This window comes from Polaribacter sp. HL-MS24, from assembly GCF_032758595.1.
GTDB lineage: Bacteria > Bacteroidota > Bacteroidia > Flavobacteriales > Flavobacteriaceae > Polaribacter.
The window spans coordinates 824,367-840,073 of the sequence record NZ_CP136415.1 but is presented as its reverse complement, the minus strand read 5'-3'; the positions used below and the strand labels follow the sequence as shown (position 1 = coordinate 840,073).

Annotated in this window: 17 protein-coding genes and 2 pseudogenes; 9 read left to right on the top strand and 10 right to left on the bottom strand. The window is 36.1% G+C overall.

The features are described from left to right. The first annotated feature begins 13 nt into the window (after positions 1-13). The 5 genes from RRF69_RS03930 (at position 14) to RRF69_RS03910 (ending at position 2,376) form a co-directional block, all read left to right on the top strand. A complete protein-coding gene (locus RRF69_RS03930; protein ID WP_316940659.1) occupies positions 14-472 on the top strand; it encodes a thioredoxin family protein in 459 nt (152 codons plus the stop codon). Positions 473-480: 8 nt separating this feature from the next. Next, entirely contained in the window at positions 481-642 is a 162-nt protein-coding gene (locus tag RRF69_RS03925) for a hypothetical protein (protein WP_316940658.1), read from the top strand. Positions 643-733: 91 nt separating this feature from the next. Beyond that, positions 734-1,219 carry an ABC transporter ATPase gene (locus tag RRF69_RS03920; RefSeq protein ID WP_316940657.1) on the top strand — a complete coding sequence of 162 codons (486 nt, stop codon included), beginning with the start codon at positions 734-736 and terminating at the stop codon, positions 1,217-1,219. Positions 1,220-1,223: 4 nt separating this feature from the next. Further along, positions 1,224-1,388: a hypothetical protein gene (locus RRF69_RS03915; RefSeq protein WP_316940656.1), complete on the top strand. Its 165-nt coding sequence runs from the start codon at positions 1,224-1,226 to the stop codon at positions 1,386-1,388. Then, entirely contained in the window at positions 1,351-2,376 is a 1,026-nt protein-coding gene (locus RRF69_RS03910; RefSeq protein WP_316940655.1) for a lycopene cyclase family protein, read from the top strand. Before RRF69_RS03915 ends, RRF69_RS03910 begins: the two co-directional genes overlap by 38 nt. A 199-nt stretch (positions 2,377-2,575) precedes the next feature. Here RRF69_RS03910 and RRF69_RS03905 read toward each other — a convergent pair whose 3' ends face one another. From RRF69_RS03905 to RRF69_RS03875, 7 genes and pseudogenes are all read right to left on the bottom strand, one after another. Continuing rightward, positions 2,576-2,908 (bottom strand): hypothetical protein, encoded by a 333-nt coding sequence (locus tag RRF69_RS03905; protein WP_316940654.1) that lies wholly within the window; start codon positions 2,906-2,908, stop codon positions 2,576-2,578. Positions 2,909-2,939: 31 nt separating this feature from the next. Next, positions 2,940-3,632, bottom strand: coding sequence for a tRNA pseudouridine(55) synthase TruB (gene truB, locus RRF69_RS03900; RefSeq protein ID WP_316940653.1), 693 nt, complete (start codon positions 3,630-3,632; stop codon positions 2,940-2,942). Next, positions 3,633-4,427 carry an undecaprenyl-diphosphate phosphatase gene (locus RRF69_RS03895; RefSeq protein ID WP_316940652.1) on the bottom strand — a complete coding sequence of 265 codons (795 nt, stop codon included), beginning with the start codon at positions 4,425-4,427 and terminating at the stop codon, positions 3,633-3,635. A 2-nt stretch (positions 4,428-4,429) separates the two neighbouring features. Next, complete coding sequence (locus RRF69_RS03890) at positions 4,430-4,672, bottom strand: DUF3098 domain-containing protein (protein WP_316940651.1); 243 nt, start codon at positions 4,670-4,672, stop codon at positions 4,430-4,432. A 1-nt stretch (position 4,673) separates the two neighbouring features. After that, positions 4,674-5,552: a cell division protein FtsX gene (locus RRF69_RS03885; protein WP_316940650.1), complete on the bottom strand. Its 879-nt coding sequence runs from the start codon at positions 5,550-5,552 to the stop codon at positions 4,674-4,676. A gap of 94 nt (positions 5,553-5,646) precedes the next feature. Continuing rightward, positions 5,647-6,051 carry a methylmalonyl-CoA epimerase gene (gene mce, locus RRF69_RS03880; protein WP_316940649.1) on the bottom strand — a complete coding sequence of 135 codons (405 nt, stop codon included), beginning with the start codon at positions 6,049-6,051 and terminating at the stop codon, positions 5,647-5,649. An 84-nt stretch (positions 6,052-6,135) separates the two neighbouring features. Next, positions 6,136-7,780 (bottom strand): annotated as a pseudogene (locus tag RRF69_RS03875) (solute:sodium symporter family transporter). Between the two features lie 239 nt (positions 7,781-8,019). Here RRF69_RS03875 and rbfA point away from each other — a divergent pair. Both rbfA and RRF69_RS03865 read left to right on the top strand, forming a co-directional pair. Next, positions 8,020-8,415 carry a 30S ribosome-binding factor RbfA gene (gene rbfA, locus RRF69_RS03870; RefSeq protein ID WP_316940648.1) on the top strand — a complete coding sequence of 132 codons (396 nt, stop codon included), beginning with the start codon at positions 8,020-8,022 and terminating at the stop codon, positions 8,413-8,415. 46 nt (positions 8,416-8,461) lie between these two features. Continuing rightward, positions 8,462-9,664: an ABC transporter permease gene (locus RRF69_RS03865; RefSeq protein ID WP_316940647.1), complete on the top strand. Its 1,203-nt coding sequence runs from the start codon at positions 8,462-8,464 to the stop codon at positions 9,662-9,664. A 32-nt stretch (positions 9,665-9,696) separates the two neighbouring features. On the opposite strand, the gene dusB is transcribed toward RRF69_RS03865, so the two are convergent. The 3 genes and pseudogenes from dusB to RRF69_RS03850 all read right to left on the bottom strand — a co-directional run bounded on the left by dusB (position 9,697) and on the right by RRF69_RS03850 (position 12,338). Continuing rightward, positions 9,697-10,698 (bottom strand): tRNA dihydrouridine synthase DusB, encoded by a 1,002-nt coding sequence (dusB, locus tag RRF69_RS03860; RefSeq protein WP_316940646.1) that lies wholly within the window; start codon positions 10,696-10,698, stop codon positions 9,697-9,699. 6 nt (positions 10,699-10,704) lie between these two features. Beyond that, complete coding sequence (locus RRF69_RS03855) at positions 10,705-11,106, bottom strand: DUF4345 domain-containing protein (protein ID WP_316940645.1); 402 nt, start codon at positions 11,104-11,106, stop codon at positions 10,705-10,707. 7 nt (positions 11,107-11,113) lie between these two features. Further along, positions 11,114-12,338: pseudogene (locus tag RRF69_RS03850) on the bottom strand (M28 family peptidase). Positions 12,339-12,382: 44 nt separating this feature from the next. Between RRF69_RS03850 and RRF69_RS03845 the strand changes: the two are divergent. Together RRF69_RS03845 and lepA are read left to right on the top strand one after the other, a co-directional pair. Further along, complete coding sequence (locus tag RRF69_RS03845; protein WP_316940644.1) at positions 12,383-13,480, top strand: hypothetical protein; 1,098 nt, start codon at positions 12,383-12,385, stop codon at positions 13,478-13,480. Between the two features lie 430 nt (positions 13,481-13,910). Next, positions 13,911-15,707 carry a translation elongation factor 4 gene (gene lepA, locus RRF69_RS03840; RefSeq protein WP_316940643.1) on the top strand — a complete coding sequence of 599 codons (1,797 nt, stop codon included), beginning with the start codon at positions 13,911-13,913 and terminating at the stop codon, positions 15,705-15,707.

Here is a 15,707-nt window from a genome sequence, read left to right as displayed (position 1 = left end):
TATTCAAATTTTTATGAAAAAAATAATACAACAAAGTTTGGAGCAGGCAATCTCTTATCAAGATTATAAAATCCTTGTTAGTGATTTGTTAGCCCGAGGAAAATCGACAGGGCCAGATCAATCTGAGGCACTTACCAATTACAGTTTGTTGAATGACAAGCGAATGAAACGCTTAGACAGAACAATCAAAATTTTAAAGCAAACCAAAGAAGTCATTCAACAGGTCAAGCAGAAACAAACGTGGTTAATCCTTACAGAGGGGTGGTGTGGTGATGCTGCTCAAAATTTACCTGTGATCAATAAGATGGCTGAAGAAAATAACAACATTGACTTGAAGATCGTTCTTCGAGATGATCATTTAGAACTCATGGATTTATTTTTAACCCACGGAGCAAGAGCCATACCAAAATTAATTGCTCTTGATCAAGAACAGAACGTACTTTACACCTATGAGGGCCAAGGCCTACGGTAGCTACTAAAATGGCAGAAGAATACAAAGCCTTGCATGGTGATTTAGACCCTGAGTTTAAACAAGAGTTACAAGTTTGGTACAATAAAAACAAGGGGCAAAGCATTCAAGAAGATTTTGTAAATCGTCTAATCTCCAATGTTGTTTCGGGAGGCAACAAATCGAAATTTTAGTTTTAGTACAAAGTTTTAAGAAACCGTTTTCTAAATTCATACCAAACGGTTTTTCTTTTTAATATCTTTGCTTTTTACTTAAAGCAGAGAGATGTACGTAGACTATAATTCATTACCAGAAGACTCAAAAGTATGGGTGTATCCTTCTGATAGAAAGTTTTACCCAAATGAAATTGAGGAAATCGAGGGAAAAATTAAAAACTTTATTGAAAATTGGAAATCTGATAATGAAAACTTCAAAGCTTCCTATCAATTTTTATACAATCGTTTCATCATTTTTGCAGTTGATGTAGAATCCTATCAACTTACCAATGAAGATATTGACATTTCTGTTTCTTTTATTTTAGAATTACAAGAAACTTATCATGTATCTCTTTTAGACAAAATGAATGTGTGTTTTAAGCAAGGGGAATTTGTCCAGTACAAAGAATTGAAAGATTTTAAAAAATTACTCAAGAACAAAGCACTTACAGGGAAGTCAATCATATTTGATAATCTTGTTTCGAACAAAGAAGATTTGGACAATCATTGGGAATTGGCAATTGAAGATAGTTGGTACAATCGATTTTTGAGATAAAAGCATGAAATACGATTATATTATTGCAGGATCGGGATGTGCAGGACTAAGTCTATTGCACTCATTACTGAACACGCCTTCTTTGCAAAATACATCGATTTTAGTGATCGACCAAGATCAAAAACAGCACAATGATCGAACTTGGTGTTTTTGGGAAAAACAACCTTAGTAAGTTTGAGTCTATTGTCCATGCCCAATGGAAAAGCTTAGAATTTATAACTACTGATTTTAAAAAAGAATTAGACTTAGGTGCATATACCTATAAGATGATTCAGGGAATTGATTTTTACAATTTCGTCCTCAGCATTGCAAAGAAATTTAAAAACGTAACCTTTGTTCAAGAAACCATTATTTCGATGGATGCTGATGCAGAAATAGCCGTTTTAAAAACAACAGAAAATAGCTATTCAGCTAGATATATTTTCAACTCTACAGCTCTTTTCAGCCCAGAGATTACCGAAGAAAATTCGCTATTACAACATTTTAAAGGTTGGGTGATTCAAGCTAAAGAGCCTGTTTTTAATCCCAAAGTTGGAAGGCTTATGGACTTTAGTTTGTCTCAAGAACATGGAGCAACTTTTATGTACGTTTTGCCCACTTCCCCCACAGAAGCCTTGGTAGAATACACACTCTTTAGCCCGAATTTGTTAGAAAAAGAGGCGTATACAGTTGCTTTGAAAAAGTACATTCAAGAAACGTTAAAGATTGAACAATATACACTTTTACATGAGGAGTTTGGGGTCATTCCAATGTCTTTGGCACGGTTTGATAAAAATCCTAAAAGGGCTATTGTGAATTTGGGGACTGCTGGTGGATATACAAAAGCAAGCAGCGGCTATACATTTCAGTTTATCCAAAAAAATGTTGCAGATATTGTAGAGAATTTAAAATCAGGTAAAAACCCAAACCAACGCAATTCATTGAAGGACAACATCTATCAATGGTATGATCGTACTTTAATTGATGTGCTATTGACTAAAAAATTAACAGGTAAAGAGGTGTTTGCAACCATTTTTCAAAAAGTGCCTGCCGAAAAAATACTTGCTTTTTTAGGCAATGAGAGTTCGCTTGTTGATGATTTTACAATTATGAAAAGCCTTCCTTTACTTCCTTTTTTAACTTCAGGAATCCAACAACTCGGCGCAAGAAAGTCTTAGAAAAACGAGAGTCCAAATCCAATTGAAAAACTGTCTAGCCGATTGTTTTCAAAATTTAAAATTGATTTCCTGTGGTATTTCAAACGAAAGCTGCTACTCCTATTTGATGTGCTTTCCAATTCAAATCCAATCCCAATACCGGAATAATTTCCATCGCTAAATCTTTTGGTGGGGCGCCACAATTTTCCATAACTAGTTTCTACAAAAAAAGCAGCTCCATCGTTTTCTGTAATATTATAGCGAAGGGTTCCATATCCTGGATTGCAGTAATATCATACCCCCAATGATGGTCAAAGCCAGTGTGTACACTCAGTAATATCCTTCGATGTAATTGATATCCAACTCCCATTCTGAGAATGATAGAGTTAGGAATTAAAAAAGGTTCTCCGTCGTCAGGATCTAAGGTGTAGTTCTCATTGATGGTAAGCGTGGTTGCAAGAGAGGTCGTAAAAAAAGGTCTTTTGTAGGTTTCTTGTGAAAAGCTGAGTTGCACCAAACCAATTAGTAGAACAAGGAGAAGTGTTTTTTTCATTGGAGTTTCTTTCTCATCTTTTAGCCAAAAACTATACCATTTCTAACGTTTTGATAAAATCTTCGATTGATTTTGCATCTGAGACTTTGAATTCTCCAATTTTTGTTCTTCTTAAAGCGGATAAATGTGCCCCAGATCCTAAGACCTTTCCAAAGTCAAATGCTAACGAACGAATGTAGGTTCCTTTACTACAAACGACTCTAAAATCGACTTTTGGAAAGTCGATAAGGGTTATTTCAAATTCGCTAATGGTAATCTTTCTCGATTTAATTTCGGCAGTCTCTCCTTTTCGTGCAAGTTCATACAGTCGTTTTCCTTCCATTTTGATAGCAGAAAAAATAGGAGGCTTTTGATCAATTTCACCCAAAAATTGTTGGGTGGCAGCATGAATCTTTTCGGGAGTGATATGGGCTGTTGGAAAAGTTTGGTCGACCGCTGTTTCTAAATCGTAACTCGGTGTGGTAGCCCCTATCGTAAAGGTTCCTGTATACTCTTTGATTTGCCCTTGGTAGGTATTGATTTCTTTGGTTTGCTTTCCAGTGCAAATAATGAGCAATCCAGTGGCTAAAGGGTCTAAAGTTCCTGCGTGGCCTACTTTAATTTTTTTTATTCCAAAACGCTGTTTGATGTGCCAGCGAATTTTATTGACCGCCTGAAATGAAGTCCATTCAAGAGGTTTGTCAATCAGTAAAACTTGCCCGTTTTTATAATCTTCTTCTGTCATTTATTGAAGTAAAGCATATGAAATTGCAGCGAGCCCAACCAGAGCGCAGTACAATGAGAAATAAGATAGTTTGCTTTTTTTAACCAAAGTGATCATCCACTTACAGGCCAACAATCCAGCAACAAATGCCGCAATAAAACCTGCTAAAATTGGAATGATTTCTGAAGATTGAAAATTCAAATCACCACTAATGAGGTCTTTTCCAATTTTCCCAAAGATTAACGGAACAACCATTAAAAATGAAAATCGTGCTGCTCTTGTTCTGTCGATGCCAAGTAATACAGAGGTTGAAATGGTTGCACCAGATCTCGATATTCCTAGCAGCATTGCGATAGCTTGGGAAATTCCAATGAGTACAGCGTCTAAAAAGCTTACTTTTTTGTTGGTGCTTTTGGCCTTGTCTGCCAATAGAAGCAAAAGAGCAGTAAACAAAAGCATGACGCCAACCAATACTATTTTTCCTCCAAAAAGAGCTTCTAATTGTTGTTCAAACAACAACCCAATAATGACTGCTGGAATCATTGAGAGGATGATTTTTACAGAAAATTCAGAAGCATCATTCCATTTGAATTGAAACAATCCTTTTACAATTTCGAGAACCTCTTTTCTGAAAATAACCAAGGTGCTTAATGCTGTTGCAAAGTGTAAGACTACAGTAAAAGTTAAGCTTTCTTCAGGGACAGACGTGTCTCCTAAAATTACTTTTGCCAATTCTAAATGCCCACTAGAAGAAACAGGTAAAAATTCGGTTAAACCTTGAATGATTCCAAGAACCATTGCTTCAAATACAGTCATCGTTATTTTTTAGGATTTGCTAAAATAGCATAGATTTCAATCGCTAGTCCAAGTAGGACTAGGGTTGGAGCTAGGCGAATTCTTTTCCAGTTGTAAATTTCCTCATTAAAAACAGTAGGATCTTCACTGCCACCGCCAGCCATAAACATAAATCCGATGGCAATGACCACCAAACCAATCACCATGAATAGGTAATTTTTTTTACCGAATAAAAATTCTTTCGTTGTTTCTTTTGGAGTATTCATCTTAATAATATAATTCGTCTGTTTGTAGATTTAAAAAACGTTGTGTTGCAAAAAAGGTACTGATCAAAGTAATTAAAAATGCAGAAACAACGACACCACTTACCAAATAGACTAAAGTGATATAATCTTTTAGCAACTCTAAAGCAGGAATGTATTTGTCTACATAATAGACAATGATCGCCAACCCAATTAAGGAAAGCAGTGCTCCTAACATGCCTAGTTGGATGCTTCTCCAAAGAAAAGGTTTTCGGATAAACGATTTGGTTGCTCCAACCATTTGCATGGTTTTGATATTGAATCGTTTTGAATAAATGGTCAGTCGAATGGAGCTATTGATCAACAGAATGGCAATTAGGGCAAAAAAGCTGCTTAACACGAGCAGCCAAAAACTGATTCGTTGTATATTTTTGGTAAGAAGTTGGATCAGAGGTTTGTCATAAGTCACGTCTGCAACAAAGGCATTTTTTTGAAATCTTTGTTCCAAAGCGAGCATTTTTTCTGAAGTAACATAATCGGCTTTTAGATAGATATCCACTCCATTTTTAAGAGGGTTCTTTCCTAAAAAGGTTAAAAAATCTTCTCCGATTTCTCGGCTATAATCTCTAGCTGCTTGACTTTTTGAAATATAAATCACTTTTTTGGTGAAGGGTTCTTTTTCTAAAAAAGCAGTAAATCCTCGAATTTCTTTTTTAGAGACTTCATCTTTTAAGAAGAGATTGATGGCTACTTTTTCTTTAAAATGATTCGCTACTTTAGTCGATTTTAATAAGATCAATCCCAAAACACCTACCATAAATAAGACGAGGGCAATGCTAATGATTACAGAAAAGTAAGACGACTTTAAGCGTCTTTTTTGGTATGTATCAAATTTTGAAGACATGTGTATGGTAGCGATTAATCCTTCGCAATATACAAAGAAGCTTTTAGAAATTTAATCTGATGTAAAACAGATTCTCTTAATTAAACCTTAAATGTTAGGGTACGATTTCTTGGCAAAGTTCAATCAAAACGCCACTTGTAGATTTGGGATGTAAAAACGCCACTAATTTATTGTCTGCGCCTTTCTTTGGAACCGCATTTAAAACAACAAAACCTTCTTTTTGTAAGCGTTCAATTTCTGATTCAATATCATCGACTGCAAAAGCGATGTGATGAACTCCTTCTCCTTTTTTTGTGATAAATTTTGCAATTGGACTCTCTTGATTTGTAGCCTCTAGAAGCTCAATTTTATTTGGCCCAGCTTTGAAAAATGAAGTTTTGACTCCTTCACTTGTTACTTCTTCAGTTTTGTAATGAGACGTTCCCAATAGGGCTGCAAATAGTTTGTTTGATGCGTCAAGATCTTTCACTGCAATGCCGATATGTTCTATTTTATTCATAGTGTCAACGTAAAAAAAAACGGTTCTATCAATAATCCCTTTCAGGGGTTTAAACCCTGAAATGGATGTTGTTATACAATGAATTTATGCGAAATAAATATACAAACCAATCACGATCATACAAATAATTCCTCCTACAAGTTTGGTATATTTCCAAGGAGTAATGTCAACTTGCTTTGTGTATTCATGTACAAATGCTTCTTCTCTAGGGTATAATTTCCCGATGAGCAGCATGATTGAAATATTCAATACAAATAAGATTGCCATGATGTCCAAAAAGTGAGGATATGCTTGCACTTTAATTAATGCCAATTGAGCGGTATCGACAATTCCTGCTAATGAGGCTTCTTGTAAGGCATTGTCAATGAAGTAATCTTTCAAAAAGAACTGACTGATAATATACAAGACACATCCAGAAACAAGTCCAATTTTTGCGGCAATTGCAGGGACACGTTTGGTTAAATATCCTACAATGATGATGGTTAAAATAGGAATACTATAAATTCCGTTAATTTCTTGAAGGTAATCAAATAGACTTCCTGCATTTGCAATCAAAGGAGCAATAAACATCGCGGCAAAAGCCAGAGCAACCCCAAATGTTTTCCCATATTTCACGACTGTTTTTTCATTCGCATCTTTGTTGATGTGTTGTTTGTAGACATCGATTCCGAAAAGGGTGACAGAACTATTTAAAACACTATTAAATGAACTTAAAATAGCACCAAACAATACCGCTGCAAAAAATCCAACCCAAGCTCCTGGCAATACTTTTTTTACCAACATTGGATAGGCACTATCTGCAGATTCAAGATTTCCTTGAAATAAATGAAAGGCAATCAAACCAAGGTAACACCACAATAATCGGCCCTAATATTTTAATGAACGAAGCCAATAACAATCCTTTTTGACCTTCTTGTAAATTTTTTGCTCCTAAAGCTCTTTGAATAATTTGCTGATTGGTTCCCCAATAAAATAACTGTACCAGCATCATTCCTGTAAAAATGGTGTAAAAAGGCACCGGATCTGTTGGGCCTCCCATCGATTTAAACTTGTCAGGGTTTTCAGTGACTAAGACAGCTAATCCATCCAAAACACTTCCATCTCCAATTGCAATCAATCCAAAAACAGGGATCAAAAGACCTCCAATTAATAACCCAATCGCATTGATCGAATCTGACACAGCTACCGCTTTTAACCCTCCAAAAACAGCATAGATAGAACCGATGATTCCAATTCCCCATACACAAATCCAAATAGATTGTGTATGTGTCACTCCCAATAATTGAGGGATATCAAACATCCCACTGATTGCGAGAGATCCAGAATATAAAATAACAGGAAGTAAAACAATTACATACCCAGAAAGAAACAAAACTGAGGTTAAGGTTTTTGTAGAGGTGTCAAATCGTTTTGCTAAAAAACCAGGGACTGTAGTCAATCCGCCTTTTAGATATCTTGGTAAAAGAAAAAGGGCAGTAACAATCATGGCAATTGCTGCAAGAGATTCCCAGACCATTACCGATAATCCACTTTGATATGCCGCACCATTCAATCCTACAATTTGCTCTGTAGATAAATTGGTAAGTAACAAAGAACCCGCAATTACTCCTGCAGTTAAACTTCGTCCGCCCAGAAAATAGCCGTCTGATGTGGCTTCTTCGTTTCGCGTTTTGTAATAAGCAATGATGGCTACTAAAGCCGTAAATCCAATAAAAGTAAAGAATTGCATAGTTTGTTAGTTAGTATGGTTTGGTTAAAAAGGGAAGCCTTATTTTTCAAATATAAGTACATTCTCTTTTAAAAGGGTATTTTTTATTTTGGGGCAAGATAAGTTTTTTTATCAAATACTACATTTCGTATTTTAAGAGGACTTATTTCTTATGGATGTCCTTCATTTTTAGGGGATACTCCCTGTTTTTTATGGTTTGGAAATCATGACGGAATGTAAATTTGTCGTAAATTTGCCGAATGGAAGAAACGAACAGACAAAAGAAAATCGCAGGAGTACTACAAAAAGATTTGGTAGACGTTTTGCAAAAAGCGGCACAGGAGGGTATGAAAGGAATCATAATATCTGTTTCTAAAGTCCATGTAACTTCCGATTTAGGGATTGCAAAAGTATATTTAAGTATTTTTCCATCCATCAACAGAGATGCAATTGTAAAAGGAGTACAATCCAATACGCCATTAATTCGACATGAAATGGCAAAAAGAACCAAAAATCAACTGCGTAGAATGCCTGAATTATTATTTTTCGGAGATGATACGTTAGATTATATTGAGGAAATTGACAAGTCATTAAGAGGTCAAGACGAAGATCCAATCAAAAATCCTTCTATTCTTCCAAAAAGGAAAAGAGGCTAGTAAGTCAATTTTAATTGGTATATTTCAACATTATCAAATCAAAAAATTGAATTTTTCCTACTATATCGCCAAACGGTATTTATTTTCAAAAGCGAGTAATAATGCCATCAATATGATTACGATTATTGCCTCTTTTGGTGTAATTGTAGGATCGTTGGCCTTGTTCATAATTCTTTCAGGTTTTTCGGGTTTGCGTACCTTCAGTTATGCCATGTTGGACGCTTCAGATCCCGACATCAAAATTACCGCTTCCAAAGGAAAGTCATTTGTTTATTCACCTGATTTTGCCGAGGTACTTTCCAGTAATCCTTCAGTAGTACTTACTTCAAAAGTAATTGAAGAACGTGTTTTTTTAAAATACAATCAAAAAGATGTCATTGCCTATTTAAAAGGGGTGGATGCGAATTACAACCAAATTACTCAGATCGATTCAGTATTGGATATTGGAACTTGGCTGGATGGAGATTATTTGAATACCGCTGTTATTGGAAACGGAATTTCCTATAAACTTTCATTGGGAATCCTTAATTTTGGAAAGCCTTTAGAAATCTATGTTCCCAATCCTGGAACCCAGTTTTTGACTGAAAGCAATGCTTTTTCTAAAGTAGATGCACAAATTATCGGGACCTATTCTGGCACAGAAGAGTTTGCCAACAAATATGTTTTTGTAAACATCGCTTTGGCGAGAGCGCTGTTGGGTTTCGAGCTCAATAGAATTACAGCAATTGAGTTAAAACTTCTCGCAGATGCTGATGCTGATGCAATTGCAAGTCAGTTGCAAAATTCTTTAGGTGAAGCATATAAAGTAGCAACCAAAGCCCAATTGAATGCCTTGTATTATAAGGTTATCAATACGGAAAATTTTGTTTCTTATCTTATTTTTACCCTGATTGTCATCATTGCTTTATTCAATGTAATTGGTGCTCTTATTATGATGATTATCGAAAAGAAAAACAATCTGAAGACACTCTACAGCTTAGGAGTAGGAATCAATGAAATCAAACGAATTTTTGTTTTACAAGGATTTTTACTCACTTTTTTTGGAATGTTGGTCGGGCTCAGCCTTGCTATTATACTGGTGTTTTTACAACAAAAATTTAGCTGGTTTATGATTACTCAAAACTTTGCTTATCCTGTTGAATTTCGATGGACCAATCTAGGGATTGTGGTGTTCACCATTACTGTTTTGGGATTCTTTGCTTCGAAAATTGCAGGAAGTAGAATTTCTAAAGAGTTCATAGAAGGGTAGCAAAAGGGTTTTTTTGAAGAGAAAACAGACCGTTATTCAAATTCAGGAATTTCTAAATGCCCAAATTTTTCTTGTACTTCGTCAAATGCAGCAAATACACTTTGTGAGTCGTCAGAAGTAACCATTTTCATTCGGTGTTCTTTAAAATGAGGAATTCCTTTAAAGTAGTTGGTATAATGTCTTCGGGTTTCAAATACGCCTAAGTTTTCACCTTTCCAGTCAATTGCCATTTTCAAATGTTTTCGTGCCATTTCGGTACGTTCTGCAATGCTCGGTTTTTTCAAGTACTCGCCCGTATTAAAAAAGTGTTTTACTTCTCTAAAAAACCAAGGATATCCTATGGCAGCTCTACCAATCATTGCGCCATCTAATCCATATCTATCGCGCATTTCCATGGCTCTTTCAGGAGTATTTACATCTCCATTTCCAAAGACCGGAATGTGCATTCTTGGATTGTTTTTTACGGCAGCAATGGGTTCCCAATTTGCATCTCCCTTGTACATTTGTGCACGGGTTCTTCCATGGATGGAAATAGCTTTACAACCTACATCTTGCAACCGTTCTGCAACTTCAACAATACGTATAGAAGCATCATCCCAACCCAATCGGGTTTTAACAGTAATGGGTATATTGGTATGTTTTGCCATGGCTTCTGTAAGAGAAACCATCAAGTCGATATCTTTTAAAATTCCGGCACCAGCTCCTTTGGAAACTACTTTTTTAACAGGGCAACCAAAGTTAATGTCAATGATATCTGGATTTGTTTTTTCTACAATTTCAATCGAACGCAACATGGACTCTAGATTGGCTCCGAAGATTTGAATTCCTACAGGACGTTCTTTTTCATAGATGTCTAGTTTCATTACACTTTTAGCGGCATCTCGAATAAGTCCTTCCGAAGAAATAAATTCGGTATACACAACATCCGCACCATTTTCTTTGCACAAAGCTCTAAAAGGGGGGTCTGAAACATCTTCCATTGGAGCTAATAAAAGTGGAAAATCGGGGAGTTCTATGGTTCCTATTTTTACCAAAACAGATTATTTTTTTGCAAAATTAGTGTTTTTAATCCTCAAAACCCAAATTCCGTAGCCTCCAAGAAAAAGTTCTGCAAAAGTTCCAAAAAGATACCCAAAGGTCGGTGTGCCATCTATAAAAAGACTGACCACCCTGCCGAGGCCTAAACCCAACATAAAAACAATATTGGAGTGCAGTGCTGTGTTTAGATACTGCTCTTTTAAAATCCCTAAAATCCAAAGAACTGTGCAGCCTAAATACAAGCCCATAATGGCTTTAAAAAAATTATGTTCATCAATAGTTTGTAATTGAATATCGAATTGAGATGCAGGATTGAAACCATATACCCACGCAATTGGAATTACAATGATGCTAGAAATTAGTAAATGTATTTTATAAATAAAATTGTGTTTGGTTTTGAGCATGATTTTCTTAAAAATTGATTTCCTTTTCTATTTCCACATCCCCTCTTTTTATGACAGCTTTTGTTTGGTCTCCTTTTTTGTAGGTTGCTAAAGCTTTCATATAACTCATCATGTCGACCACCAGATGATCTCCCAATTGAATAACAATATCTCCTTTTTGAAGCCCTGCTTTTTGCGCTGGTTTATTTTCTGATACTCCATCAATCCGCATTCCTTTTCCATCAAACAAATAATCTGGTACAACTCCAAGACCAACTTTAAACCTGGGAGTTTCTTCACTTTCATTCTTTGTTTTTCGAAAAGGGAGCTTTCCATTGGAATCCAAATCAGAAACAATATTAAAAATATAATTGCTGATGGTTTCCATCCCCTCATAATTCAGTTTGTCTGAATCATCACTAGGGCGATGGTAGTCGTCATGCTGTCCAGTAAAAAAATGCAATACGGGAATGTCTGTCAAATAAAAGCTCGTATGATCACTAGGTCCCACACCAGATGCTCTTTGAATGAGTTTGAAATGCTCGTTATGTGCTTGCAAGACTTGTTTAAATATCGGAGAAGTTCCCGTTCCGTATACCGCCAAAGCACTGTCTTTTTTCAAACGACCTACCATGTCCATATTGATCATATAGGAGATTTTCTTTGCGTCGATGGTTGGGTTTTTTACAAAATAATTAGAGCCTAGCAAGCCCATTTCTTCACCAGAAAACGCCATAAAAACATAATTGTTTTTCGAAGGTTGATTTCTCAATTTTGCGGCTAAGTTTAAGAGTATGGCAACTCCAGAGGCATTGTCATCGGCTCCGTTATGAATGGCTTTGACAGAATCTCTATACAATGACCCTTCGCCACCATAGCCCAAATGGTCGTAATGAGCCCCAATAACTACAGTATTCGATGCGTTATTATCGATCATTCCAAGAACATTGTTGCCCGTAATTGTACCGTCACCATTCACATCAAATTTGATTTCGTCATGTGGATTTGTTTTAGGTCTAAACGTAAATGGTTGCATAAAGCCTTTTGTTCCTTTAGGTGACAGGCCCAATTCTTTAAATCGATTTTGAATATAGTCTGCTGCAATTTTTTTCGCCCTTTGTTCCAGTTTGTCTTCCTTCCAACCCATCGGAAGCTAAATATGCAACGTCTTCTTTGATGCTATTTTCTTGTTGAATTTCTGATTTACAGGAAATTAAAAAACAGAAAAAGATAATAAATAGGAGGTTTCTCATGACGATAACTATTATTTTTGTAAAGTTAATTAATAAAAAAGAAAATGAGAATTGTTTGTCTATTAGTATTTGCTTTGTTTTTTGCGTCTTGCAAAAAGACTCCTACAACTCCTGAAATAAAAGCAGTAGAAAAGGTCGTTACTCAAGATTCCTTAATATATCCTGAAGAAGTTCATTTTAAGAGCCTCCGACAAGTGACTTTTGGGAGTGACAATGCTGAAGCTTACTGGAGTTTTGACGATGCCCAATTGGTTTTTCAATCGAACAACAAAAACTGGAATGTAAGTTGTGATCAAATGTTTTTAATGAACGCGAATGCTTCATTTAAAGACCAAATCCCTCCAATGATTTCAACGGGAAAAGGACGTACTACTTGTGCCTATTTTTTGCCAGACAACAAACATATTATTTATGCTTCAACGCATTTGGTCGATGATGAATGCCCAGAAGTTCCATTGCGTAAAAACGGAAAATACATTTGGCCAGTTTATGATAGTTTTGATATTTTTAAGGCAGACCTTCAGGGAAATATTGTACAACAATTGACCAACGAAAAAGGTTATGATGCAGAGCCAACCGTATCGCCAAAAGGGGATAAGATTGTCTTTACGTCTACTCGTAGTGGAGATTTAGAGTTGTATACCATGAATATTGACGGATCGAATGTGCTGCAAATTACTGACGAATTAGGGTATGATGGAGGTGCTTTTTTCTCGCCAGATGGGTCAAAAATCATCTTTCGATCATCGAGGCCAAAAACAAAAGAGGCTATCAAAGCGTATACAGATCTATTAGCCGATGGAATGGTTGAACCTACCGAAATGGAATTGTATATCTGTAATGCAGACGGTTCTGAGTTGCGTCAATTGACCGATTTAGGAAACGCAAATTGGAGTCCATTTTTTCACCCTTCCGGGAAGAAGATTTTATTTTCTTCAAATTTTGAAGCAGAAAGAGGTTTCCCATTCAACTTGTATTTGATCGATTTGGATGGTAAAAATTTAGAAAGAGTTACCCATGGAGAAACCTTTGACGCGTTTCCTGTGTTTTCAAACGATGGAAAAAAACTGGCCTTTTCTTCGAATAGAAATAATGGAGGTGGGAGAGACACCAATTTGTTTATTGCAGAATGGCAGGACTAACAGGACTGCCATTCTGAAATACAGCAATCAGAGACACCAATTTGTTTATTGCAGAATGGCAAGACTAACAGGACTGCCATTCTGAAATACAGCAATCAGAGACACCAATTTGTTTATTGCAGAATGGCAAGACTAACAGGACTGCCATTCTGAAATTCAGTAATCAGAGACACCAATTTGTTTATTGCAGAATGGCAGGACTAACAGGACTGCCATTCTGAAATACAGTAATCAGAGACACCAATTTGTTTATTGCAGAATGGCTAGACTGATTTCAATAGGATAATTTGAGTTTGTTTTTTGATTCAAGAGTTGGACATTCTATTCAAAATATAGGTGTTTTTGGCTTTCTTTGAACACCAATACTTATTGTTGTTTTGAGATTGAAAAAACCTATCTTTGCAACCACTTTAGAAATCAAATTTAACAGATGAAGAATATTAGAAACTTTTGCATTATCGCACATATTGATCACGGTAAAAGTACATTAGCAGATAGATTGTTAGATTTTACAAAGACTGTAACCGATCGGGAAAAGAAAGCCCAGTTGTTAGATAGTATGGATTTGGAACGCGAACGCGGGATCACTATTAAATCCCATGCCATCCAAATGGATTATACTCATAATGGAGAACAGTTTATTTTGAATTTAATTGACACTCCTGGACACGTAGATTTCTCGTACGAAGTTTCTCGTTCCATTGCAGCTTGTGAAGGCGCTTTGTTAATCGTAGATGCAGCTCAAAGTATTCAAGCACAAACAATTTCAAATTTATACTTGGCACTTGAGAATGATCTAGAAATTATTCCTGTGCTAAACAAAGTAGATTTACCTTCTGCAAATCCAGAAGAAGTAACTGACGATATTGTTGATTTGTTAGGCTGTGACCCAGAAGATGTAATTCATGCAAGTGGAAAAACTGGTTTTGGTATTGAAAATATTTTAGAAGCTATTATCAATAAAATTCCTGCTCCAAAAGGAGATCCCAATGCACCTCTACAAGCCTTAATTTTCGATTCAGTGTACAATTCGTATCGTGGAATTGAAACTTATTTTAGAGTTTTTAATGGAGAAATTAAAAAAGGACAGCGCATTAAATTCATGGCAACCGATAACGAGTATTTTGCCGATGAGGTAGGAACTTTAAAGCTGAGTCAAGTTGTAAAGCAATCTGTCAAAACAGGAGATGTAGGGTATTTGATTACCGGAATAAAAACAGCCAAAGAAGTAAAAGTAGGAGACACCATAACCGATGCAGTAAATCCAACTACAGAAATTGTTGATGGGTTTGAAGATGTAAAACCGATGGTTTTTGCAGGAATTTATCCTGTAGACACTGAAGATTACGAAGAGCTTCGTTATTCAATGGAAAAGCTTCAATTGAACGATGCTTCCTTGGTCTTTGTTCCAGAAAGTTCTGCTGCTTTAGGCTTTGGTTTCCGATGTGGATTTCTAGGAATGTTACACATGGAGATTATTCAAGAACGATTAGAGCGCGAATTTAATATGACGGTAATTACCACCGTTCCCAACGTGTCTTATCACGCTTATACGAGGAAAGATCCAACGGAAATGATTTTGTTGAACAATCCTACAGACCTGCCCGATCCTTCGAGATTGGATCGAGTTGAGGAACCATTTATCAAAGCTTCAATTATAACGAAGTCTGACTTTGTTGGACAAGTAATGGGGTTGTGTATTGAAAAACGTGGAGAAATCACCAATCAAACCTATTTAACAACCGAACGTGTCGAGTTGACTTTTGACATGCCGTTGGCCGAAATTGTATTTGACTTTTATGATCGTTTGAAAACCGTTTCAAAAGGATATGCTTCTTTTGATTATTCTCCTATCGGAATGCGGGAGTCAAAATTAGTTCGTGTAGATATTTTATTAAACGCACAACCTGTTGATGCACTCTCAGCCTTATTGCATGCCGATAATGCTTACGGTATCGGGAAGAAAATTGTAGAGAAATTAAAGCAATTAATTCCAAGACAACAGTTTGATATTCCTATTCAAGCTGCAATTGGTGCCAAAATTATTGCCAGAGAAACGACCAAGGCCTTGCGTAAAGATGTAACAGCAAAATGTTATGGAGGAGATATTTCTCGAAAGCGCAAGTTGTTGGAAAAACAGAAAAAAGGAAAGAAGAGAATGCGACAAGTGGGGAATGTTGAAATTCCGCAAGAAGCATTTATGGCAGTTTTAAAGTTAAATGACTAA